Below are 21,137 nucleotides of genomic sequence, written 5' to 3'. Positions count from 1 at the left end.
GTGCCGTTGACCTTCTGGTCCGTAGGCGGTCTCACTGCCGAGCAGCAAGGCCGATGTCTTACATCAACCCTTGTCGATGCACTGCTTGCAGCGCGGGAAGCCGCCGGTACCGCTCAACTTGTTGTATGACGGGATTTGCTGGCCTGTCCGGCAGTTGTCGTGATCGTGATAGACGTCTGGATCGGACTTGTTGCTGGAGTGGTAGCTAGAAACCTTCATGGAGTGCTCCTCATCTAGTGGGCGCCACCGAGCGGCGGTATCGGTGACACTAGAGATAGGGACAGACATTCTCGAAAGAACGCCGTGCTGCGCTTCGGGTCAGAGGATGCATGCCGTGCGCGGGTTGTTCCGTTTCGCGCACATCGACGGGCTCGCTCCGTCCGATCCGTGTTCGGACTGCGTCTTACCTGCGCCTATCTGCCGCGGCGCGAGTAGAGCCAACTTCCTAACACCTAGTTATGTCGCTAGGCCGACTTCGCGTCCAACCAGGGAATGCCAAATCGATCGAGAAGGTCCATGAAATCCTTGGCGAGACTCGCTGCGTCCGTACGAGGCGACACCTGCCACCAGTGATCAGAATCGTCAGCCGGCGCCAGCCTCATGAATTCAACCGGGTCGTTGTACAGCGTGCCTGGTCGCGGCACAGAATGTTGCATGGACTCTCGCGCTCGCATCTCATCCCAGAGGTCACGCCGAACGACAAGTAAGTTCGCCGCAAACGCGATCTCATCGCGGTCGTTGTATAGCGATTTCTGAAGGCTTAGACGTTTCCAGTGGGAGGCGGAGGGAAGTTCGTAGATCCCGCTGGAACCTTTGAAATCGCGATCCCTCAAGGCGGGACTCAGAAAATCTTCCACTAAGACCTCGTACGCGTCCTGCGCTGACGATGCCATCACTGAACCAGCATCTCAGGTCCGCAACGCGGGACAGGCAACCCGGGATGTTCGCCCGGCCATGTGTCCCGCGAGGTCTCATGGTGGGTCGACGAGGTTTGCCGCCGTCTCGACCGCAGCGAGCGCTTGGGGGTCTCCCGTCCAGGCGTAGGTGTCCAGTGCCGTGTCGGCGAGCTTGATGACATGTTCGTCGCCGTGTTGAGCGGCTCTGTCGAAGGCGTCTGCCGCGGTCGCTGCAGGCCGGGCCGGTGGCGCGCTCGCCGTGGAGGCGTAGGCAGCATGAATTGCGGCGGACGCCGACCAGGCCGCTGCGGCGCTGGGTGCCCACAGCTCATCCGTTAGTGAGGGAAGAGTGCGTAGGACCGCGTTCGGTGCGGTCGCAGCATGGACGAGCATCACGGGTTCGCGGTGCGCATGGGTCACATAGCGCCTCACCGCGGCGTTCACCACGTCGCGAAGCAGTGCCTCCCAGTCCGGTGAGCTGGCCAGAGCGCGCTGGGCCTGCGGCCATCCATCGGTTCGGTCCAGCTGCGCGAACCGCGACTGGATCCCTCCGACCTGATGAGGGATCGCCGGGATAGATGCGACCGCGGATGCGGCATCCAGGTGGCCACCGGGCGAGGCGGCAGCAGGTACCGGTTGCCATCGTGCGGCCCAGTACCCCAGCCCGTGGCCAAGTTCCGAGACTCGCGCCGCGGTGTCGCCCTCCTCCCGCAGTACGCGTACCGCGTGACCGACGCGAATGACTCCGTGAGTCGCGCCGGCAGCGATGCCGGGCAGGAGGCGAGGCCACCAGGTCTGCAACACCTGGGTCCACGGCTGGTCCCGGAGCTCGTTGTCGAACCAACCCAGCCAGTCGCCCAGACGACGTGCGTCGCCCAGCGCCGCGCGCCAGTCATCGATCATCACAGACGGTCGCGGTGCGGCCTCAAGACGCTTGCTGTAGCCGTCGAGCCACCCAGGGATCTCGTCTTCATGTCTATGCCGGGCCAGCGCCTCTGCTGCCATGGGCCCGTGGTTGCTGAGCCAGTCATCGAACTCCGGTCCGGTGGACCGCAGCCGGGTGTACGCCTCATCGAGGACTTCAAAGGTCATGACACGATCAGACAACCTCAACAAGCGTTGAGGTCAAGGAGGCGATCAGCATCGAGCCGCACAAGAGAACTCGACTGCATGTCATGACGCCCGGACAGGTCGCCGCGCGCACCGGGGTGACGGTCTCGACGCTTCACTTCTACGAGCGCGAAGGTCTCATCCACAGCTCACGCACTGCCGGCAACCGTCCGCGCGGTTGGCGGACCTGAGTCCGATTAGTTCAATCCCCAATGTAACCCGTCGTGGGGTCGATCTCTGCAAGGAACAAGCGGATGTTCTCGCGGTGCTGGTCCATGGACCAGCCTTGGGTCGGGGTGCTTCCGAAGCCGTACCCCTCGTTCGGGCCCGTCACCCATTCGTAGTGCGTGCCTCCGTACTCATCAGGGCGGAGCTCGACGTCTCCCCATCAACTGTCAGGGTCTGAGCTACGGCGCTGAGCTCGCTGGCCGATGGCGGTGCGACGCCGGGGCCGGGCAAGGGGTCGGCGTCTTCGCAGTCGCGAGAGTTTGGCTCCACCAAGCCATGTTGAGAGACGCGGTCGTCCTTGTCCAGACCGGATCAGACGATCTTGATCCACACTGCAGTTGCAGCGGAAATAAGTGTCGGTGGCTTCCTCTAGGTTTGAGGTATGGCCACCACGACAGCACCGACAACGCAGTCGTTGTCGCACGCTGTCAGGTGGCAGGCGATGGCCGAGGCGAACACGATCCAGGCGATGCTGGACTACCGGGACAAAGAGATGGCGCGCACCGCGCTGATTGAGTCCTCGTTGCGGCGCAAGATTGAGCGGTCCGCGATCGCGTTGACCATCGGTGAGGCCACCGGGTTGTCCGAGGCGCAGGTGCAGCTGCGGCTGTCGATCGCCGACCGGGTCCGTGACAAGACGCCCAAGGTGTGGGACGCGTTCGTCGACGGGCTGATCGATTTCTCGCGGGTGCGGGACATCAGCGCCGCGATCGACAAGCTGCGCCGCGAGGAGTCCGTGGCCCGCCTCGACAACCGGGTCCTGGCCTACGCGGCCGATCACACCGGCGCCGAGCTGCGGCAGTGGCTGCGGCGGTTCGTCCAGCGGGTCGAGGCCGACCTGGCCGTCGAACGGGCCGAGGCCGAACGCGCCGAACGGCACGTGACCGTCACACACAGCGACGACTCAATGGCGTGGCTGAACGCCTACCTGCCCTCGCACTTGGCCGCGGTCATCGAGGCGCGGCTGCGCAAAGAGGCCCGCAAGCCCGCCGATCCCGACGACGACCGAACCGTCGCCCAGCGTGAAGCTGACCTGCTGGTCGCTTGGTGCACCAGCTCCGATGCCACGACCTCAGCCGTTGATGCGAACATCGCCGTCACCGTCGCCGCCGACGTCCTGGCCGGTGCCGCATTCGGGTTCGCCGAGTCCACCGACGGCGCCTGGGCTGCTCCCGCATCGTGGATCGCCGACGTGGTCGCCACCGGCAGCACGTTCTGGCACCGCATCGTGGTCGACCCCGTCAAGGACGACGTCCTCTCCCACGAGTACTTGGGCCGGTTCGCTCCCGACACCCTCGATCTGGCGTTGCAGTTCCTGCACGGGGTTTGCCAAGCACCCGGCTGCATGGTCCCCGCTGAACGGTGCGACCTCGACCACCGGATACCCCACCCGATCGGCCCGACCACCGGCGACAACATGGGACCGCTGTGCAGAAGACACCACAACCTCAAGGGCCACGGCCTGCTGCACTGGTCGACCAGCCCACCGAGACCACCGTCCAAACCTCTCATCATCGAGCTCTACCCACCTGCGCCGGACATCGCGATGGAGTACGTTCCCGCCTGATGCCACGCAGCGGTGCCACAGAATCGAGCCATGACCATGAGCGCAGCAGACGACCGTATTCACATCCGCCTGATGAACGAGTACGGCGGCGGTCTGCCTCTGTGGCCCGACGACATCGACGCCGATGTCGACGAGCTCCACCTCAGCGACTCGTTGACTTCTGACCTGGAAGCATTCGCCGCACGGTGGGATGCGTCAATCTCGCCGGAGGTGTACGACGACCGCTGGGACGGGGTACCGGTCATGCAGTCGCTCGTCAGGGCACGCTACGCATTGGGGCGGCTCCTCCATCCCGCACGCGAGAGAGCCGCCGCGGCCGAGGACGACGAGATGCGTCGCATCGGAGCTGAGCTCCGCGACCGGCTCGAACAAGAGCTGGGGCCCGCCTATCGCGTAACCTACGTGCACGGATAGCCGGCGGGGCGAATGAGCCGGCCTGTAAGCCGGATCCTGTCGGGTCGGCGGATCACTCCACCGGCCCGGGCGACCATCCATCTGGGACGCCCATTGCTGGACGCCTCGTGCAACCTACCCGCTGACATCGGACGGGCAGCCCGTCAGCGCAAGCACCTCTTCGCGAACGAAGCGATGCTCTCTTGGTCTTGCTCCCGGTGGGGTTTACCTAGCCGCCCCGGTCACCCGAGGCGCTGGTGAGCTCTTACCTCACCGTTTCACCCTTACCCGCACCCCGACTCCGAGGAGCTGGGGCCGCTGGCGGTCTGTTTTCTGTGGCACTGTCCCGCACGTCACCGTGGGTGGCCGTTAGCCACCACCGTTGCCCTGTGGAGTCCGGACTTTCCTCGACCCGTCCCGGAGGACGTGCCGCGGCCGCCCGGCCGACTCATTCGCGTCGCCGATCCTATACCCCGGGCAGAGGTGCCCCATCCGTCCGCTACGCTTGAAAGGCGAAAGGGAGTAGTCCCCAACAGCTGCGTCGACATACTGAGCTCCGTGCAACCTGCGGAGATCCGGTGCAGCGGGCCCCGACGGATCTTCGGATCCGGTGAGGCGGACGAGACTTTCGACCAGAACTGTCGATGACATTTCCTGGTCGAGGACTCGTCGATCGCGGCTCTTCGTCCAGGTGGACGAGGGGCTTTTTTCGTGGACGCACTACTCCTGAGCACGGCCGTGATCTTCGTGGCCGAGCTGGGCGACAAGAGCCAGCTGATGGCCATGACGTTCGCGACGCGCTACAAGGTGCGCGACGTGCTGATCGGCATCACGGTCGCCACTGCCATCGTGCACCTGGCCTCGGTGGGCATCGGCGCGTGGATCGGCGACAGCTTCGCCGAGAGCCAGCACATCATCTCGATCATCGCCGGTGTCGCCTTCCTGCTGTTCGCCGCGTGGACGTGGCGCGGCGACGAGCTGACCGAGGAGGAAGCCGGCAAGGCCAAGGCCAGCAAGGGCGCGGCCATCTTCGCGGTCGGCGTCGCGTTCTTCCTCGCCGAACTCGGCGACAAGACCATGCTGGCCACGATCACGCTCGCGACCCAGGAAGGCTGGTTCGGCACGTGGATCGGCAGCACGATCGGCATGGTCGCCGCCGACGCGCTGGCCATTGTCGTGGGTGCGGCGCTGGGCAAGCAGCTGCCCGAGAAGGTCATCAAGATCGGCGCGACGGCCGCCTTCGTCGTGTTCGGTCTGCTGCTGATCGCCGAGGGCGCCGGGTGGCTCTGAGTGTCCGATAGGTTCACCGCGTGACGCACGATCTCGGCTCGCTCGCGGGCATCGTCGCCTTCCTGGTGGCGATGATGGTGCTGGCGCAGGCCTGCGCCGACGAAGGGCTGTTCGACGCCCTGGGCGGACGCGTCGCGCGCCGCGCCGCCGGGTCATCGCGGCGCCTGCTGATCTACGCCGTGGCACTGGCCGCGGTGGTCACCGCGGTCCTGAGCCTGGACGCGACGGTCGTCCTGCTGACGCCCGTGCTGATCGCCGCCGCCCCACGACGGGCGTACGCCTTCGCGTCGGTCCGGCTCGCGAACTCGGCCTCGACCCTGCTGCCGGTCTCCAACCTGACCAACCTCTTGGTGTTCGCGTCCACCGGTCTGACCTTCCTCGGCTTCACCTGGGCGATGCTGCCGGTGTGGGTCGTCGCGGTCCTCGCGGAGTTCCTGGTGCTCCGCCTGTGGTTCGCCAAGGAGCTGCGCATCCCGTCCTCCGTGCCTGAGGGCGTCCACCCCGTCCCGCTGTTCCCGGTCGCCGTGGTCATCGTCGTGCTGCTGGCGCTGGCGAGCGGAACGACGCCGTGGGTGCCCGCGACAGCCGGCGCGATCCTGGTCGGCGTCCACGCGCTCGTGCGCCGGGAGACGACCTGGCGCAGCCTGCTGGACGCAGCGAACCTCCCCCTCGCCGCGGTCATCCTGGCCTGGGCGTTCGCCGTGGCCTGGCTGGAGTCGACGCCCTGGGGCGACCGCGTCACCGAGGCCCTGCCGTCCGGGACCGGCCTGGGCGCATTGCTGGTCTTCGCCCTGGTCGCGATGGTCGTCGCGAACCTGATCAACAACCTGCCCGCGACACTCCTGCTGCTGCCTGCCGCCGCGGCGGCAGGCCCGGCCGCGATCCTGGCCCTGCTGGTGGGCGTCAACGTCGGCGCGAACCTGACACTGATCGGCTCGGTCGCGAACGTGCTGTGGCGCTCGTCCGGCGGCCGCACGGTGTCATCGGTGCGCGAGTTCCACCTGCTGGGCCTCGCGACGACACCCGTGCTGGTCGTCGGGTGCACCGTCGTGCTGTGGGCGTGGACGTCCCTCATCTGGTGAACAGGGCGGACGGATAGGGTCGGCGGGTGCTGATCCTGCTTCCCCCGTCCGAAGGCAAGACCCGACCGGCGGACGGTGCACCGCTCGATCTCGGCTCGCTGTCGTTCCCCGTCCTCACCCCCGTGCGCGAGCTGCTGCTGCGCACCCTGGTCAAGATGTGCGCCGGCAACGCCCAGCGTGCCGCCGAGGTGCTGGGCCTGGGCCCGACGCAGTCCGCCGCGGTCACCGTCAACGCGGGCCTGCTCGATGAGCCCGCGGCCCGGGCCGACGAGATCTACACCGGCGTGCTGTTCTCGGCCCTCGACCTGGCCAGCCTGGACGCCGCCTCCCGGCAACGAGCCGACGAGTCGATCGCGATCGCGAGCGCCCTGTTCGGCCTCGTGCGTCCCGGCGACCACATCCCCGCCTACCGGCTGTCGGGCACCGTGTCGCTGCCGCGCCTGGGCCCGGTCGCCGCACGCTGGCGCGAGCCGCTCCCCCGCGTGATGACCGAGGCCGTCGGCGACGGGCTGCTGGTCGATCTGCGGTCCGGCACCTACACCGCGCTGGGCAAGCCGCCGGCGGAGCTGACCGACCGCACGGCCACGATGCGCGTCCTGCACGAGCAGAACGGGCAGCGCAAGGTCGTCAGCCACTTCAACAAGGCCACGAAGGGCCGCATCGTGCGCGGCCTGATGGAGTCCGGCACCGACCCGAAGTCCATCGAGGAGCTGCAGGACGTACTCGCGGAGCTCGGCTGGTCCGTCGAGCGCGTGGGCAACCGCCTCGACGTCGTGGTCGCGGAGGTCGCCCTGACCTAGGGGACGACGTTGAAGTTGCGCAGCGACCCCGGCCCGTCCGGCCACCACTGGATCGTGGTGATCGAGGCGGGCGACAGCTCCATCTTGTGGATGACGTCCATGGGCGCATCGAGCACGCGTCGCACCAGCATCTTGATGGGTGTCACGTGGCTCACGACCAGGACCGTGCGGCCGGCATGCGTCTGCAGCAGACGGTCGCGCGCCGCGGCGACGCGCTCGTAGACCGCGTCGAACGCCTCGCCGCCCGGTGGGGCCACCGCACTGGAGGCGAGCCACGCCGTGAGCTCTTCGCCCCAGCGCTTCTGGATCTCCGCGAAGGTGTGGCCGTCCCAGTCACCGAAGTTCGTCTCGACGACACCGTCCTCGATCTCCACCGGCAGACCGAGCGTCTCCCCCACGATGGCGGCGGTCTGCCGGGTCCGGCGCATCGGCGAGGCCACGATGGCCTCGATGCCGCCGTGCGCCTGCAGCCAGTGCGCGGCACGCCGGGCCTGCTCCATGCCTGCCTCGGTGAGCGCCGGATCGCTGCTGCCACTCCCGCTGAACACCTTACGCTCCGTCGCGGGCGTGACGCCGTGGCGCAGCAGCACCAGCGTCGTCGCCGCCCCGGTGGCCGCCCCCCAGCCGGTTGCGGCCGGTGTGGGGGCCGCGATCGGATCCGGTCCGGTGATGAGACCGCTGCCGCCGTCGCGCGCGCTGTCGAGCGCGGCATTGGCCAGGGCGTCCGCCGCGGCGTTCTGCTCCCGCGGGACCCACGTCCAGACGGTGCCGGTCGGCGCCATCTGCCGGGCCCGCTCCGCCAGCGGCCGCATCGACGGGTGCTTGATCTTCCAGCGGCCGGCCATCTGCTCGATGACCAGCTTGGAGTCCATCCTGACCTCGAGCTGCGCATCGGGCGTGTGGGCCCCGAACAGCTCGAGGCCCGCGAGGAGCCCGTTGTACTCGGCGACGTTGTTGGTCGCCACCCCGATCGTCTCGCCACGCTCCGCGATCACGATGCCGGTGTCGGCATCGCGGATCAGTGCGCCGTAGGACGCCGGTCCGGGGTTGCCGCGCGAGCCACCGTCAGCCTCGATGATGACTCGCGACGTCACAGCCCTGACTCGGGGGTGCGCACCAGGATGCGGCTGCACTCGGGGCAGCGCAGGACCTCGTCCTCGGGCGCCGAGGCGATCTCCCGCAGGTCGGCTCCGTTGAGCTCGAGACGGCATCCCTCGCACCGGCGGGCACGCAGCGCGGCGGCGCCGACGCCGTACTGGGAGCGGATCTTGTCGTACAGCGCGATGAGGTCGGTGGGCAGTGCAGCGGCGGAGGAGGTGCGCTCCTCCTCGGCGCCGGCCAGCTGCTGCTCGATGGCGGTCAGGGCGGCGTCACGGTCGGCCTTCTTGCGGTCCAGCTCGCCGCGGACGACCTCCAGGTCGCCCTCGGCGTTGCGCAGGCGCGCCTGCGCCTCCTCGAGCTTCTGCATGACCTCGAGCTCCTCGTCCTCGAGCGTGCCGATGCGGCGCTCGAGGGCGACGAGCTCGTGCTGCAGGCTCGACAGGTCCTTCGGGTTGCTGATGGCGCCGGAGTTGAGGCGCTCCTCGTCGCGGGTGCGGCGGGTCTTGACCTGCTCGACCTCGGCGTCGGCCTTCTTCTGGGCACGGCTCAGATCGGAGACGGCGGTGTCGTGCTCGATGCGCTGGCCGTCGAGCTGCTTGAACTTGACCTCCAGCTCGGCGATCTGCGCGATCTCGGGAAGGGTCTTCTTGCGGTGCTGGAGCTGGGCGATCAGGGCGTCCTGAGCCTGCAGGTCGAGCAGCGCGGTCTGGGCGGTTTGGTCGGCTTTCACAAAGACACCGTACCCGGCAGGTGCGCCGTCCATGGATCGGTCACCGTGGTGGAGATCCGCACCTCGATGTCGGACAGGCTGGCACTCAACGCATCGGCGGCCACCGGCAGCCACGTCCACTCGGCCGACCAGTGCGGGACATCGACCACGGCGCACGCGTCCGGCTGCTCCATGTGCTCACTCACCGGGTGGTGCCGCAGGTCGGACGTCACGTAGACGTCGGCGCCCTCCGCCTGGGCGGTGGAGAGCAGGAAGTCCCCGGAACCGCCGCACAGGGCGACGGTCGTGATCATGCGGTCGGCATCGCCGGCGATCCGGATCGCGCTGTGGTGCGACGGAAGGCGTTCGGCCACCCGCTGCGCGAACCGGTGCAGCGGCATCGGCTCGTCGAGGGTGCCGATGCGGCCGCTGCCCCGGGCCGGGTCGTCATCGGCCTCGAGCGGCCGGACGTCCCCGACGCCGAGTGCGAACGCCATCGACTCCGACACGCCGCGCGGCGGGCAGTCGGCGTTCGTGTGGCACGTGTGCAGCCCGATGCCGTTGCTGATCAGGGTGTGGACCACCCGACCCTTCGGCGAGTCCGCGGCCACCGACGTGACGCCCTTGAGCCACAGCGGGTGGTGGACCACGACCAGGTCCGCACCCCAGGCCACGGCCTCGTCGACGACCGCGGTCACCGGGTCGACGGCGAACAGCACCTTCGCGACCGGAGCATGGGGATCGCCCACGACGGTGCCCACGGCGTCCCAGTCATCGGCCCAGGCGGGGTCGTAGAGACCGTCGAGGACCGACACGACATCGCGCAAGGTGGTCATGTCGGCACTGTATCGATCAGGTGGGACGGGTGACGGGTGCCTGCTTCGCGGTCAGCGAGGGGTCACGCACCACGACATCGCCCAGGGCGTCGTCGATCGCGGCCATGACGTCATCGCCCAGCACGATCCCGGAGGCCTTCGCGTTGTCGGTGACCTGCTCGGGACGCGAGGCCCCGATGATCGCGGCGGACACGTTCGGGTGCCGCAGCACCCACGCGACGGCGAGCTGCGCCATCGTGATGTCGGCCGCCTGCGCGATGGGCTCGAGGCGCTGGACGGCCTCCAGGACGTCCTCGCGCAGCCACCGGCTGATGTTCTGCGAACCGCCGTGCTCGTCGGTGGCCCGCGAGCCCTCCGGCACGGACTGTCCGGGCTTGTACTTGCCGGTCAGCACGCCCTGCGCGATGGGCGACCAGACGATCTGGCCGAGGCCGAGCTCCTCACACGTGGGGACGACCTCCTCCTCGATGACCCGCCACAGCATCGAGTACTGCGGCTGGCTGGAGATCAGCGAGAATCCCAGCTGCTGCGCGAGCGCCTGGCCCTCGCGGATCTGGTCGGCGGTCCACTCCGAGACGCCGATGTACAGGGCCTTGCCAGACCTGACGACGTCGGCGAAGGCCTGCATCGTCTCCTCGAGCGGGGTCTCGACGTCGTAGCGGTGCGCCTGGTACAGATCGACGTAGTCGGTCTGCAGCCGCGTCAGGGAGCCGTTGATCGACTCCATGATGTGCTTGCGCGACAGTCCCGAGTCATTGGGCCCGCCGGGTCCGGTGGGCCAGTAGACCTTGGTGAAGATCTCCAGCGACTCGCGCCGCTGGCCGGCGAGCGCCCGGCCGAGCACCGACTCGGCCTTCGTGTTGGCGTACACGTCGGCGGTGTCGAAGGTGGTGATGCCCTCCTCGAGGGCCTGCCTCACGCAGGCCGTCGCAGCGTCCTCCTCGACCTGCGATCCGTGGGTGAGCCAGTTGCCGTAGGCGATCTCCGAGATCTTGAGACCGCTGTTGCCGAGGTATCGATGCTCCATGTGTTCCAACGTACCCACGTTGCCGGAAGTCGCTACCCCATCTGCGCGAGCACCAGGGGCAGCACGGAGCCGGCCCCGGCCCGGCGCAGCTCGCGGGCGGCGACCGTCAGGGTCCACCGGCTGTCGACGCGGTCGTCGATCAGCAGGACGGGCTGCCCGCCCAGCGACCGCAGCCCTTCGGCCATGGCGGGCCCGACCGCGAGCTGACCCCACACGTCGGCCAGCCGGTACGCGCTGTTGCCACCCGGACCGCTGCGCGCCCCCTCGCCCACCAGGTCCATCGTGCCGAGGTCCTGCAGGCGGCCGATGCGGGCGATGCCGCGGGCCATCGAGTCGACCAGCTGCGGCTTGGACCGCGACGGCACGCTGACGACCGCCACCGGCCGCTGCGCCCAGTTCCAGTCCTTCAGCACCCGCACGCACGCCCCGAGCAGCTCGTCGGAGATCGGCCCGTCCGGCGCCCCGGCGGCGAACAGCTCACGCAGGACGCCACCCCAGCCCAGATCGGTCAGGCGGGCCACGGCCCGTCCGCTCTCGGCGCGGTCGTCGACCGGGATCTTGCCCTTGGCCTCGACCCCGAGCCGCTCGGCGCCGGTGGGCCACTGGGCGCGCGGCTCGATCTCGACGCCCACCTTGTCGAGCGTCCCCGACGCGGCCTGGGTCGCACCGGCGTCGACACCGGTCGGGAACCAGGGCCCGGCGCAGTTGTCGCAGCGTCCGCACGGAGCCGCGCTCGCATCGTCCAGGTCGAGCTGCAGCATCTCCATGCGGCAGCGCGAGTCGTGCTCGTACGTCAGCATCGACTGCTGCTCGGCCGCCCGGGCCTGCGCGATGCGCTCGTACCGCTCGCGGTCGTAGACCCACGGCTCACCGGTCGCGACCCAGCCGCCCTGCACCCGCCGGACGGCGCCGTCGACGTCCAGCACCTTCAGCAACAGCTCCAGCGGGGTACGGCGCAGGTTGACCCGCGCCTCCAGGGCCGGCGTCGACAGCGGCGTGTCGCCGAGCTCGCCGATGACGGCCGCGGCCCGTTCCTCGCTGGGCATCGAGGACGTCGCGAAGTACTGCCAGATGTCCTTGTCCTCGCGGCCGGGCAGCAGCAGGACGTCGGCGCTCTCGGTCGCACGGCCGGCACGGCCCAGCTGCTGGTAGTAGGCCACCGGTGACGACGGGGCGCCGAGGTGGATGACGAAGCCGAGATCGGGCTTGTCGAACCCCATGCCGAGGGCGCTGGTCGCGACGAGCGCCTTGAGCTCATTGGCCTTCAGCTGCCCCTCGAGCTGCTCGCGCTCCTCCGGATCGGTGCGGCCGGTGTAGGCGCGCACCGCGTGCCCGCCCTCGCGCAGCAGCCGGGCGGTGTCCTCGGCCGCCGAGACCGTCAGGGCGTAGATGATGCCGCTGCCCGGCAGCTCGGCGAGATGGCTCAGCAGCCAGCCGAGACGATCGCGCGCGCCGGGCAGCTCGAGCACGCCGAGGCGCAGCGAGGTGCGGGCCAGCGAGCCACGGATGGTCAGGACGTCGCCCTCCGCGCCGAGCTGCTCGGCGACATCGGTCACCACCCGGGCATTGGCCGTCGCGGTCGTCGCCAGCACGGGCAGGTCGGCGGGCAGCTGCGCGATGAGCTCGGCCAGCCGGCGGTAGTCGGGTCGGAAGTCGTGACCCCAGTCCGAGATGCAGTGCGCCTCGTCGACCACCAGCATGCCCATCCGCTCGACCAGGGCCGGCAGCTGCTCGTCACGGAACCGCGGGTTGTTGAGCCGCTCGGGCGAGACCAGCAGGATGTCGACCTCGTCGGCGGCCAGCTTGGCGCGGGTCTCGTCCCACTCGTGGGGATTGGCCGAGTTGATCGCGACGGCCCGCACCCCGGCTCGCTCCGCGGCAGCGACCTGGTCGCGCATCAGTGCGAGCAGCGGCGAGACCAGCAGGGTCGGACCGGCCCCGCGCTGGCGCAGCAGCAGGGTCGAGATGAAGTACACCGCCGACTTGCCCCAGCCGGTGCGCTGCACGACGAGCGCGCGGCGGTGTCCGTCGACCAGCGCCTGGATGGCCTCGAGCTGCCCGTCGTGGAACACCGCGTCGTCGCGGCCGGTGAGGCGGCGCAGCGCTGTCGTGGCATCGGACTCGGTGGTGGTCGCAGAAGGCATACCCGCATGGTGTCAGGCGGGTACGACGGTCGCGCCGACCACCGCGGTCCCGTCGATGTCCTCGTCCGTCACGACTCGCGCCGTCAGCCCGGCCGCCTCGAAGGCAGCGGACGTCAGTGCCGCCTGCCGCCCGCTGGTCTCGACGATCAGCCGTCCCGCGGGAGCCAGCCACTGCCGGGCGCCGGCCGCGACCCGCCGGTGGATGTCCACCCCGTCGGCTCCCCCGTCCAGCGCCACGCGCGGCTCGTGCTCGCGGGCCTCCGGCGGCATCAGGCCGATGGCGTCCGAGGGGACGTACGGGGCGTTGACCACCAGGACGTCCACGGCGCCGCGCAGCGACGCGGGCAGGGCTGCGAACAGATCGCCCTGCCAGACCACCCCACCGATCGGCTCGACGTTGGCGCGGGCGCACCGAACCGCTGCCGGCTCGATGTCGGTGGCATGCAGCGTGATCGCCGGCTGACGGTCGTGCAGCGCGACCCCGACCGCGCCCGTCCCGCAGCACAGGTCGACCACGACCGATCCCGGCCGCAGCAGCGGCGTCGCCACGTCGACGAGCACACCGGTGCGGGCCCGCGGCACGAACACCCCGGGCTCGACCCCGATCCGCAGCCCGCGGAAGTCGGCCCAGCCGACGATGACCTCGAGCGGCTCCCCGAGCACGCGCCGCGAGACGAGCCGCTCCAGCTCCGCCGGTGTCGAGGCGGCGGCGCGCAGCACCGCGGCCTCGTCCTCGGCGAAGACGCTGCCGGCAGCCCTCAGACGGGACACGACGTCACCTCTGGCCCCACCACTCATACCTGCATCCCATCACGGCGGGCCGCAACCGTCCCGATACCTTGGCACCACCATGACCACCACCGCCGACGACGTCGAGTCCTCCCTCCCCCGGATCGCCCCCGTCATCGAGACGACTCCCCTGGTGCGCAGCACGCGACTGTCCCAGCTGACCGGGTGCGAGGTGTGGCTCAAGCGCGAGGACCTGCAGCCGGTCCGGTCGTACAAGATCCGCGGCGCCTACAACTTCATCGTGCAGCTCGACGACGACGCGCAGGCCCGTGGCGTGGTGTGCGCCAGCGCCGGCAACCACGCACAGGGCGTCGCGCTGGCCTGCTCGACCCTCGGGGTCCGCGGACGCATCTTCGTGCCGGGCACGACACCGCGCCAGAAGCGCGACCGGATCGCGGCGCTCGGCGGCGACAACGTCGAGGTCATCGTCAGCGGCGACTCCTACGACGAGGCCTTCGTCGCGGCCACCCTGGACGCCACCGAGACCGGTGCTGTCCTCGTGCCGGCCTTCGACGACCCGCGCACGATCGCCGGTCAGGGAACCGTCGCGGTCGAGATCGTCGAGCAGCTCGGATCGGCGCCGGACGTGCTGGTCGTCCCGGTCGGCGGTGGCGGCCTGATCGCCGGCGTGTCCGCCTGGATGTCCGAGCGCCACCCGGGCACCCGCCTCGTGGGGGTCGAGCCGGCCGGGGCCGCATCGATGGCAGCGGCCCTCGACGCCGGCGCGCCCGTGCCGCTGGCCGCGACGGACCCGTTCGTGGACGGAGCGGCGGTCGCGACCGCCGGCTCGTACACCTTCCCGCTGGTGCGCGACGGCGGTGCCCAGCTCATCACGGTCGACGAAGGACACGTCTGCACCGAGATGCTGCGGCTGTACCAGTCCGACGGCATCATCGCCGAGCCCGCGGGCGCGCTCGCCACCGCTGCGCTCGACAACCGGATCGACCTGACGCCGGGCTCGACCGTCGTGTGCGTGCTGTCGGGCGGCAACAACGACATCAGCCGGTACGGCGAGGTCCTCGAGCGCTCACTGATCCACCAGGGCCTGAAGCACTACTTCCTGGTGAGCTTCCCGCAGGAGCCCGGCGCGCTGCGCCGCTTCCTCGACGAGATCCTGGGCCCCGACGACGACATCACGTTGTTCGACTACGTCAAGCGCAACAACCGCGACACCGGGCCCGCGCTGATCGGCGTCGAGCTGGCGCGGGCGTCCGACCTGGACGGGCTGCTGGCCCGCCTGGACGACAGTTCGCTGGGCGTCGAGCGCGTCGAGCCCGGCAGCACGCTGTTCCACTACCTGGTCTGAGCCCGGGCGCGGTCACTGCACCTTGACGGTGACCGTCTTCGTGAAGCCCGCCGTGCTGCTGGTGCCCGAGTAGGTCAGCCGCAGCTTCTGGGTGCCCTTGGGCAGGCCCTTCAGCGTCAGGGTGGCGCGGCCGTCCACGACCGTCGCTTCCTTGGTGCGGCCCTCGTGGGACAGCACGACCCGGCCGCCCGGCTTGCTGCCGGTCAGTGTGCGGGTGATCAGCACGGCCACCTTCGCGGAGCCCTTGCCGGCCTTCCTGCCGACCTTGACGGTGGCGGTCGACTTCAGCTGGACGTCGACGTTCCGGACGGGCCGGCCGTCGGCGACCACGACCCGCTGGGACGCCCACTGGTTGAGGCCGCCGCCGAGGTACTGCTTGGCCCACACGCCGTCGGGGTCGTCGACGCGCACCACATAGGTGCCGGCAGGGACCTTCGGGAAGGTGAACCCACCGCTGGAACGGGTCAGCACGGGCTCGCCGGCCTCGGCCTCGCCGCTGGGCAGCGCCCGGACCGTCACCTGCATGCCCTTGAGCGGCGTGCCGGACGTGTCGGTCACGGTGCCGGTGAGCCGGGAGACGGGAGGCGTCAGCTTGGTGACGGTCACGTTCGGCAGCGTGCGCGCCTCGCCCTTGGCCAGGGTGATCTGCTGACGCTGCAGCGATGCGGGGTCCTGGGGTGCGCAGTCGGCCAGGCGGACGGCGACGAAGTCGTAGCACTGCTCGGCGTACGGGCCGCCCGAGACCTTGACGTTGGGGTAGGTGCCGGCCGGGCCGGACGGCAGGCCGCTCAGCGTGAACGAGCCATCGGCCTTGACGGCGGCGCGCTGCTCGGGGAAGAACATGTCGAAGTCGGGCCCGGCGTCACCACGGTCGATGGTGTCGATGTCGACCCCGACGGTCAGGTCCGCCGGCGAGCCGCCGTCTGCGCGCACGACCGTGCCGGTCAGCAGGGCGGCGACCTTCATGCGGACGTTCTTGGTGACCTTCTTGCCCGCCACCGGGTCGACGTGACGGAACGTCTTGACCGTCCGGCCCGTGCGGTCGGTCACCAGCAGGGTGTAGTTGTAGCTGCTCTTCACCGGGATGCCGGTGAAGGAGTAGCGGCCGCGGCCGTCGGTGTTGTCGGTCTTGACCCGCACCGGCTTGGTGGACTCCTGGCCCTTGATGACGTTGCGGTACAGCTGGACCTTGGCGAAGCCGATGCCACCGCCGTCGAGGGTCACGGTGCCGCTGAGCTTGCCGGTGCCGGTCGCGGCGCCGGCCGGGGCTGCGAGCCCGCCGAGCAGCAGGCCGAGGCTGGCGAGGGCGACCGCGGGAGCGGTGCGGGACGAGAGACGTGACGACATGGTTCCCCTTGCTTGTTCTACCGCGACGTGCTGGTGTGCTGCGACATGGTGTCGCGTCACAAGGTAGATGTGGCCCGTTGCCACATCAAGCAGCCACGCGGTACGGGGCGTGGAAATGGTGATACTGGGAACACAACATCGCGTCCGCCCGTGGGGACGACACGATCAAGGATGTGCAGCCATGAGCTCGAGCACCGTCGCCGATCATGATCGCCCAGGGCGACGACGACCAGATCGTCCCGATCGCCGCGGCCGCGCAGAAGTCGATCGACCTGGTCAAGGACGGCCGCCTGGTCGTCTACCCCGGAGCGCCCCACGGGATCTACGGCGACTACCAGAAGTCCCTCGACGGCGACATCCTCGCCTTCATCGCCGAGTAGCCCTTCCCCCACCTGGGGCGCAATTGCAGCGATCGTGCGGCGAGGCCGGATCGCCGTAAGGTTATTTGATGAGCCTGCCCGCGTCGGACCCGGAGCTCGAATCGGCGCCCGGTCGCCAGATGGGGCTGGGCCAGTCCACGGCGCTCGTCGTCGGCACGATCATCGGGGTGGGCGTCTTCAGCCTGCCGTACTCCCTGGCCGGGTTCGGGCCGATCAGCCTGGTGGCGATGGCCATCGGCAGCCTGGCGGCGATCGCCTTCGCGCTGCTGTTCGCGGCGCTGAGCCGCCGCATGCCGGCCGACGGCGGGCTGTACGCCTACTCCCGGACCGCATTCGGCAACGGTGTCGGCTTCGGCAATGCCTGGTCGTACTGGATCGACGCCTGCGCCGGGAACGCAGCTATCGCCGTGGGGTGGGTCTTCTACGTCGAGCACTTCGTCAACAAGGGCGGACACACCGGCGTCAGCATCCTCATCGCGCTGGCCTGCCTGTGGATCCCGGCCGCGGTCAACCTCACCGGGGTCCGCACCGTGGGAGAGTTCCAGGTCGTCACCACGGTGCTCAAGTTCATCCCGCTGGTATTCCTCGCGACCGTCGGCCTGTTCTTCGTCCAGGCCGGCAACTTCACGCCGTGGAACACCAGCGGCGACTCCAGCGTCTCCGCGATCGGCGGGGCGATGGCGATCTGCCTGTTCACGTACCTGGGGGTCGAGACCGCCGCCGTCGCGGCTGCCCGGGTCCGCGACCCCCGTCGCAACATCCCCCGCGCCACGGTGCTGGGGACGCTGTCCGCGGCGGTCGTGTACATGCTCTCCCTGACCGCGGTCTTCGGCATCGTTCCGGCCTCGTCCCTCTCGCTCGGGGAGAACAAGGACTCCTATGCGGTCGCGGCCAGCAGCATCCTGGGCGGCAGCTGGCCGGGCGACCTGGTCGCGGCCGCGGTCGTCATCTCCGGGCTCGGCGCCAGCAACGGCTGGACGATGATCTGCGCGGAGATGCCACGTGCCGCGGCCGACGACCGGTTGTTCCCGTCCGCGTTCATCCGCACCAACCGGCACGGGGCACCTTTCGTCGGCATCCTCGCCTCGGCCGTGCTCGCCTCGGTCGCTGTCGTCGTGAGCTTCCTGGGCACCGACGGCGCCACGGTCTTCACGACGCTGGTGCTGATGACGGGGATCACCGCGGCCATCCCGTTCGGCTTCTCGGCCCTGGCGCAGATCTCCTGGCGCATCCGGGACCGGCGGCTGGGCATCACCGCCCACTTCGTGCGGGACGTCGCCGTCGCCGTGGTGTCCCTCGCCGCGTCCATCGCCTTCATCTACTACTCACGCAACAACGGCGACTCCTGGTACGTCGTGTGGGGGCCGTTCCTCATGGCCGGCATCGCCCTCCTGCTCGGCGTGCCGGTCTACCTCGCGCAGCGCGCGCACATGGTCGCGCCGCCGCCGGTCCCGGACTACGAGTGAGCTAACGCTCGGCGAACCTGCCGTGCGTGGCCTCGGCGAGCTCCCTGGACAGCTGTCGCTCGGCACTGACCGTGAAGGTCTTGGTCAGGTGGGACCCCGCGCGGTACACCAGCACGTCCCCGATCACCGCAGGGCACATGCCGTCGTCAGGACAGATCGTCGGTGTCATGTCGATGATCTCGACGCCGGGCACCCCGCGGGCGGCTTTGCGCAGGACCGGTGCGGCCGCCTCCTGCTGCCCGGGAGCGAGCGCGAACGCGCAGGCGCTCAGCTCGTTCAGGTGCGCGGCCACGCACTCATCAACCGGATGTGTGCTCGGGAACGGATTGTCCAGCATCACGACGACCGGCATGCCTGCCTGCTGGATCTGCTTCCAGAACGACCGCAGGCCGGCGACCATCGCGCCGGTGGTGCGGTCCTCCCCGTGGGACGTGCCGACCGGGAGTGCGGTGTCGAAGCGCTGTGAGGTGATCACGACGTCCGGTCGCAGGCGCAGGATGTCCTGCATCGTGTACCGGCCCCACTGCCTGCAGTCGTCGCGGACCTTGTCGCCACCGGTGATCGCCGCGTCCGTGAACGGGCAGGCCTTCTTGGTCGACGACAGGACCCGCCAGCCTGCCCGCTCTCCCAGGTGGGAGAACGCGGTCTGCCACTGGGCGATCTTGGAGTCACCGACCAGCATCAGCGTCCTGCGGGCGTCACGGTCGCCGGCCGCACAGATCTTGGGCACGGCGTCGCCGTCCCCGATCTGGCATCCGGACCCGTTGTCGTAGAACGCCGGCCGGTCCTTCTCGGCGTCTCGCGGGGCCGGGGTGATGCGCCCGGCGGTCTCCAGGGTGCTCCAGTCCACCTCGGACGACTGCGGGTCGAGCAGCGCCGCGGCGCCCGGCGCGTCCGACCCCGGGGAGTGCGGCGACGCCTGCGCCCACACCACGGCCAGCACCATGACGGCGGCGAGGGCGATCGTCACGGCGACGCTCACCTTCTGCCTCGAGGTCATGAGCACGGCGATCCCCCAGTTGGTGTGATAACTGTCACCGTACGCACAAAAGCCTCGGATGCCGGTGACCGGAGGCACGTCGCGTCCACATCTGGTTAGGTATCGGTCTCGACGACCAAAGGAATGCGATGAAGACTCGTGCCCTGGCCACCGCCGCCCTGTCCACCGCCCTGCTCCTCGGCGTTGCCGCCTGCGGCTCCGACGACGCCGAGCCCAAGTCCGCTCCCGCGAAGACCAGCGCGACCCCAGAGGCCGTTCCGACGCCGACGGGCACCGCGGCGCAGTACGCCGTCGAGCTGGCGTCTGCCCAGCGCGCAGCCGAGCAGAACCCGAGCGCGGAGGACATCTTGTTCAAGGCGTTGGGGAGCATCGAGAAGTTCGCGGCCGACAAGGGTGACTACCCCAAGGATCTGGCCGAGGCACAGTCAGCCGCACGCCTCCCGGCGGGGTCGGAGCTGACCGCGTACGAGCGCAGCGAGTTCGGGGCCGACCTTGCCGTGACCACGCCCAACGGGTCGGCGTCGCTGGACGGGGACACCGCCAAGGTGACGAAGTCCGACCCCGTGCGCGTCGAGGCCAAGAACCGAGCCGACCTGCTGGACGCCGCACTCAAGTTCGCGAAATATCTGGAGGCGTACATCTCCGTCGACAAGCCGCCAACCTCCGACGAGGCTGCCCAGGCTGGCTTCGTGACGTACCTCGAGGCGCCTTCCGCCGACGTCGTGAAGGTCCAGTTCTCCCAGGTGAAGATCTCCGGCGAGGGCGACTTCTCGTTCATGGCGTACAGCCCGGATGTGGCCGACGGCGAGAAGGTCGTGGTGTACGACGCCAAGTCGGTCGCCAAGGTCTCCAAGAACCTCAGCGCCGAGCAGGCAGCCAAGTAGGGCTGCACGGCACGGTGGGCGAAGAGGGACTCGAACCCCCGACCTTCCGGGTGTAAACCGGATGCTCTAACCAACTGAGCTATTCGCCCTCGGGAACACGGAACACTACCGCAGGCAGCTGGGCGACCAGGCAAAAGGCTGCGGCTGCCAGGGTCTCGGGTCCCTGGCAGCCGCCGCACGATTATCAAAGCGTATGCGGCAGTGGGCCCGCAGCCGAATTCGTGAAGAAATCGTCAATGTGAGCCGCTGCTCACGACAGATCGGCCAATGCCTTGCGGTAGTCGTCCAGGTTGCGGGCCTCGCCGATGCCGTTGACGACCTGCCAGCGCAGGATCCCCTCGCGATCGATCACGAACGCACCACGGTTCGGCGCGCCGGCGTCCTCGTTGAACGTCCCGTAGGCACGCGACACGTCACCGTGGGGCCAGAAGTCGCTGAGGATCGAGAACGTGTAGCCGTCGCGGTCCGCGAAGGCCCGGTTGGAGAAGAAGTGATCGCACGAGATCGCGAGCACCTCGGCGTCGTCGGTCTCGAAGGCGGCGAGGTTGTCGCGGATCTCGCACAGCTCACCGGTGCAGATGCCGCTGAACGCGAACGGGAAGAACACCAGCACCACGTTCTTGTCGCCGCGGAACGACGACAACGAGATGTCCTCGCCGTGCTGGTTCTTGAGGGTGAAGTCAGGTGCGGCGTCGCCGACGGAAAGAGTCATGCTGCGAGCGTATCGGCGCCTCCACCGACTCGCTGACCGACTTGCGCACAGGCCGGGATTGCAGCGAAAA

General features: G+C 69.3%; 22 protein-coding genes, 1 tRNA gene and 1 other RNA gene. 10 read left to right on the top strand and 14 right to left on the bottom strand.

Annotated elements, in window-relative coordinates:
- Positions 1-63 precede the first annotated feature (63 nt).
- The 3 genes from NQV15_RS06310 to NQV15_RS06300 all read right to left on the bottom strand — a co-directional run bounded on the left by NQV15_RS06310 (position 64) and on the right by NQV15_RS06300 (position 1,988).
- Positions 64-219: a hypothetical protein gene (locus NQV15_RS06310; protein WP_232398887.1), complete on the bottom strand. Its 156-nt coding sequence runs from the start codon at positions 217-219 to the stop codon at positions 64-66.
- Between the two features lie 245 nt (positions 220-464).
- Positions 465-893 carry a DUF4304 domain-containing protein gene (locus NQV15_RS06305; RefSeq protein WP_255669838.1) on the bottom strand — a complete coding sequence of 143 codons (429 nt, stop codon included), beginning with the start codon at positions 891-893 and terminating at the stop codon, positions 465-467.
- A 78-nt stretch (positions 894-971) separates the two neighbouring features.
- The gene (locus NQV15_RS06300; RefSeq protein WP_232398883.1) at positions 972-1,988 is read right to left on the bottom strand and encodes a questin oxidase family protein; all 1,017 of its coding nucleotides are present in this window, start codon (positions 1,986-1,988) and stop codon (positions 972-974) included.
- Positions 1,989-2,071: 83 nt separating this feature from the next.
- On the opposite strand from NQV15_RS06300, the gene NQV15_RS06295 reads away from it, so the two are divergent.
- The 3 genes from NQV15_RS06295 to NQV15_RS06285 all read left to right on the top strand — a co-directional run bounded on the left by NQV15_RS06295 (position 2,072) and on the right by NQV15_RS06285 (position 4,215).
- Positions 2,072-2,197 (top strand): MerR family DNA-binding transcriptional regulator, encoded by a 126-nt coding sequence (locus NQV15_RS06295; protein WP_304523570.1) that lies wholly within the window; start codon positions 2,072-2,074, stop codon positions 2,195-2,197.
- A 419-nt stretch (positions 2,198-2,616) separates the two neighbouring features.
- Positions 2,617-3,801 (top strand): HNH endonuclease signature motif containing protein, encoded by a 1,185-nt coding sequence (locus NQV15_RS06290; protein ID WP_232398881.1) that lies wholly within the window; start codon positions 2,617-2,619, stop codon positions 3,799-3,801.
- A 30-nt stretch (positions 3,802-3,831) separates the two neighbouring features.
- Positions 3,832-4,215: a hypothetical protein gene (locus tag NQV15_RS06285; protein ID WP_232398879.1), complete on the top strand. Its 384-nt coding sequence runs from the start codon at positions 3,832-3,834 to the stop codon at positions 4,213-4,215.
- A gap of 9 nt (positions 4,216-4,224) precedes the next feature.
- Here NQV15_RS06285 and rnpB read toward each other — a convergent pair.
- An RNA gene (gene rnpB, locus NQV15_RS06280) (RNase P RNA component class A) lies at positions 4,225-4,645 on the bottom strand.
- Positions 4,646-4,905: 260 nt separating this feature from the next.
- On the opposite strand from rnpB, the gene NQV15_RS06275 reads away from it, so the two are divergent.
- The 3 genes from NQV15_RS06275 to NQV15_RS06265 are packed head-to-tail and all read left to right on the top strand — an operon-like array spanning position 4,906 to position 7,366.
- Positions 4,906-5,484, top strand: a complete 579-nt coding sequence (locus NQV15_RS06275; protein ID WP_232398877.1) for a TMEM165/GDT1 family protein — start codon at positions 4,906-4,908, stop codon at positions 5,482-5,484.
- Between the two features lie 20 nt (positions 5,485-5,504).
- A complete protein-coding gene (locus tag NQV15_RS06270) occupies positions 5,505-6,566 on the top strand; it encodes an SLC13 family permease (RefSeq protein WP_232398875.1) in 1,062 nt (353 codons plus the stop codon).
- Between the two features lie 26 nt (positions 6,567-6,592).
- Positions 6,593-7,366, top strand: coding sequence for a YaaA family protein (locus tag NQV15_RS06265; protein WP_232398873.1), 774 nt, complete (start codon positions 6,593-6,595; stop codon positions 7,364-7,366).
- Here the strand turns inward: NQV15_RS06265 and NQV15_RS06260 are convergent.
- Genes NQV15_RS06260 through NQV15_RS06235 form a run of 6 tightly spaced genes read right to left on the bottom strand, consistent with a single transcriptional unit; the run spans position 7,363 to position 13,954 of the window.
- Positions 7,363-8,460, bottom strand: a complete 1,098-nt coding sequence (locus tag NQV15_RS06260; RefSeq protein WP_232398871.1) for a bifunctional RNase H/acid phosphatase — start codon at positions 8,458-8,460, stop codon at positions 7,363-7,365. The genes NQV15_RS06265 and NQV15_RS06260 overlap by 4 nt on opposite strands.
- Complete coding sequence (locus NQV15_RS06255) at positions 8,457-9,197, bottom strand: zinc ribbon domain-containing protein (RefSeq protein ID WP_232398869.1); 741 nt, start codon at positions 9,195-9,197, stop codon at positions 8,457-8,459. Before NQV15_RS06255 ends, NQV15_RS06260 begins: the two co-directional genes overlap by 4 nt.
- Positions 9,194-10,012: a Nif3-like dinuclear metal center hexameric protein gene (locus NQV15_RS06250; RefSeq protein WP_232398867.1), complete on the bottom strand. Its 819-nt coding sequence runs from the start codon at positions 10,010-10,012 to the stop codon at positions 9,194-9,196. The genes NQV15_RS06255 and NQV15_RS06250 overlap by 4 nt, the downstream gene beginning before the upstream one ends.
- A 16-nt stretch (positions 10,013-10,028) precedes the next feature.
- On the bottom strand, positions 10,029-11,039 hold the full coding sequence (locus tag NQV15_RS06245; RefSeq protein ID WP_232398865.1) for an aldo/keto reductase family protein: 1,011 nt from the start codon (positions 11,037-11,039) through the stop codon (positions 10,029-10,031).
- A gap of 32 nt (positions 11,040-11,071) precedes the next feature.
- Positions 11,072-13,183, bottom strand: coding sequence for a RecQ family ATP-dependent DNA helicase (locus tag NQV15_RS06240; protein WP_232398863.1), 2,112 nt, complete (start codon positions 13,181-13,183; stop codon positions 11,072-11,074).
- Between the two features lie 12 nt (positions 13,184-13,195).
- Positions 13,196-13,954 (bottom strand): putative protein N(5)-glutamine methyltransferase, encoded by a 759-nt coding sequence (locus NQV15_RS06235; RefSeq protein WP_232398861.1) that lies wholly within the window; start codon positions 13,952-13,954, stop codon positions 13,196-13,198.
- A 79-nt stretch (positions 13,955-14,033) separates the two neighbouring features.
- Here NQV15_RS06235 and ilvA point away from each other — a divergent pair, with 79 nt between their 5' ends.
- A complete protein-coding gene (ilvA, locus tag NQV15_RS06230) occupies positions 14,034-15,278 on the top strand; it encodes a threonine ammonia-lyase IlvA (RefSeq protein WP_232398859.1) in 1,245 nt (414 codons plus the stop codon).
- A 12-nt stretch (positions 15,279-15,290) separates the two neighbouring features.
- On the opposite strand, the gene NQV15_RS06225 is transcribed toward ilvA, so the two are convergent.
- Positions 15,291-16,625, bottom strand: coding sequence for a carboxypeptidase-like regulatory domain-containing protein (locus tag NQV15_RS06225; protein ID WP_232398857.1), 1,335 nt, complete (start codon positions 16,623-16,625; stop codon positions 15,291-15,293).
- Positions 16,626-16,831: 206 nt separating this feature from the next.
- On the opposite strand from NQV15_RS06225, the gene NQV15_RS06220 reads away from it, so the two are divergent.
- Positions 16,832-17,005, top strand: a complete 174-nt coding sequence (locus tag NQV15_RS06220) for an alpha/beta hydrolase (RefSeq protein ID WP_232398855.1) — start codon at positions 16,832-16,834, stop codon at positions 17,003-17,005.
- A gap of 68 nt (positions 17,006-17,073) precedes the next feature.
- Positions 17,074-18,471 carry an APC family permease gene (locus NQV15_RS06215; protein ID WP_232398853.1) on the top strand — a complete coding sequence of 466 codons (1,398 nt, stop codon included), beginning with the start codon at positions 17,074-17,076 and terminating at the stop codon, positions 18,469-18,471.
- A gap of 1 nt (position 18,472) precedes the next feature.
- On the opposite strand, the gene NQV15_RS06210 is transcribed toward NQV15_RS06215, so the two are convergent.
- On the bottom strand, positions 18,473-19,471 hold the full coding sequence (locus NQV15_RS06210; RefSeq protein ID WP_232398852.1) for an SGNH hydrolase domain-containing protein: 999 nt from the start codon (positions 19,469-19,471) through the stop codon (positions 18,473-18,475).
- A 128-nt stretch (positions 19,472-19,599) separates the two neighbouring features.
- On the opposite strand from NQV15_RS06210, the gene NQV15_RS06205 reads away from it, so the two are divergent.
- Positions 19,600-20,355 carry a hypothetical protein gene (locus NQV15_RS06205; RefSeq protein WP_232398849.1) on the top strand — a complete coding sequence of 252 codons (756 nt, stop codon included), beginning with the start codon at positions 19,600-19,602 and terminating at the stop codon, positions 20,353-20,355.
- A 15-nt stretch (positions 20,356-20,370) separates the two neighbouring features.
- On the opposite strand, the gene NQV15_RS06200 is transcribed toward NQV15_RS06205, so the two are convergent.
- Positions 20,371-20,444: transfer RNA gene (locus tag NQV15_RS06200), tRNA-Val, on the bottom strand.
- A 161-nt stretch (positions 20,445-20,605) separates the two neighbouring features.
- Positions 20,606-21,067, bottom strand: coding sequence for a peroxiredoxin (locus NQV15_RS06195; RefSeq protein WP_232398847.1), 462 nt, complete (start codon positions 21,065-21,067; stop codon positions 20,606-20,608).
- Between the last annotated feature and the right edge of the window lie 70 nt (positions 21,068-21,137).

Origin of the sequence: Aeromicrobium wangtongii (genome assembly GCF_024584515.1) — a bacterium.
Classification (GTDB): Bacteria; Actinomycetota; Actinomycetes; order Propionibacteriales; family Nocardioidaceae; genus Aeromicrobium; species Aeromicrobium wangtongii.
This window is presented reverse-complemented; position numbering and strand designations above follow the sequence as displayed.

Excerpts from the sequence above, each read along its gene's own strand:
- NQV15_RS06285 (WP_232398879.1), top strand. The coding sequence starts at position 3,832 with ATGACCATGAGCGCAGCAGACGACCGTATTCACATCCGCCTGATGAAC.
- NQV15_RS06310 (WP_232398887.1), bottom strand. The coding sequence starts at position 219 with ATGAAGGTTTCTAGCTACCACTCCAGCAACAAGTCCGATCCAGACGTC.
- NQV15_RS06305 (WP_255669838.1), bottom strand. The coding sequence starts at position 893 with ATGGCATCGTCAGCGCAGGACGCGTACGAGGTCTTAGTGGAAGATTTT.
- NQV15_RS06225 (WP_232398857.1), bottom strand. The coding sequence starts at position 16,625 with ATGTCGTCACGTCTCTCGTCCCGCACCGCTCCCGCGGTCGCCCTCGCC.
- NQV15_RS06295 (WP_304523570.1), top strand. The coding sequence starts at position 2,072 with ATGACGCCCGGACAGGTCGCCGCGCGCACCGGGGTGACGGTCTCGACG.
- NQV15_RS06220 (WP_232398855.1), top strand. The coding sequence starts at position 16,832 with ATGATCGCCCAGGGCGACGACGACCAGATCGTCCCGATCGCCGCGGCC.
- ilvA (WP_232398859.1), top strand. The coding sequence starts at position 14,034 with ATGACCACCACCGCCGACGACGTCGAGTCCTCCCTCCCCCGGATCGCC.
- NQV15_RS06210 (WP_232398852.1), bottom strand. The coding sequence starts at position 19,471 with ATGACCTCGAGGCAGAAGGTGAGCGTCGCCGTGACGATCGCCCTCGCC.
- NQV15_RS06205 (WP_232398849.1), top strand. The coding sequence starts at position 19,600 with ATGAAGACTCGTGCCCTGGCCACCGCCGCCCTGTCCACCGCCCTGCTC.
- NQV15_RS06240 (WP_232398863.1), bottom strand. The coding sequence starts at position 13,183 with ATGCCTTCTGCGACCACCACCGAGTCCGATGCCACGACAGCGCTGCGC.
- NQV15_RS06250 (WP_232398867.1), bottom strand. The coding sequence starts at position 10,012 with ATGACCACCTTGCGCGATGTCGTGTCGGTCCTCGACGGTCTCTACGAC.
- NQV15_RS06245 (WP_232398865.1), bottom strand. The coding sequence starts at position 11,039 with ATGGAGCATCGATACCTCGGCAACAGCGGTCTCAAGATCTCGGAGATC.
- NQV15_RS06300 (WP_232398883.1), bottom strand. The coding sequence starts at position 1,988 with ATGACCTTTGAAGTCCTCGATGAGGCGTACACCCGGCTGCGGTCCACC.
- NQV15_RS06290 (WP_232398881.1), top strand. The coding sequence starts at position 2,617 with ATGGCCACCACGACAGCACCGACAACGCAGTCGTTGTCGCACGCTGTC.
- NQV15_RS06195 (WP_232398847.1), bottom strand. The coding sequence starts at position 21,067 with ATGACTCTTTCCGTCGGCGACGCCGCACCTGACTTCACCCTCAAGAAC.
- NQV15_RS06215 (WP_232398853.1), top strand. The coding sequence starts at position 17,074 with ATGAGCCTGCCCGCGTCGGACCCGGAGCTCGAATCGGCGCCCGGTCGC.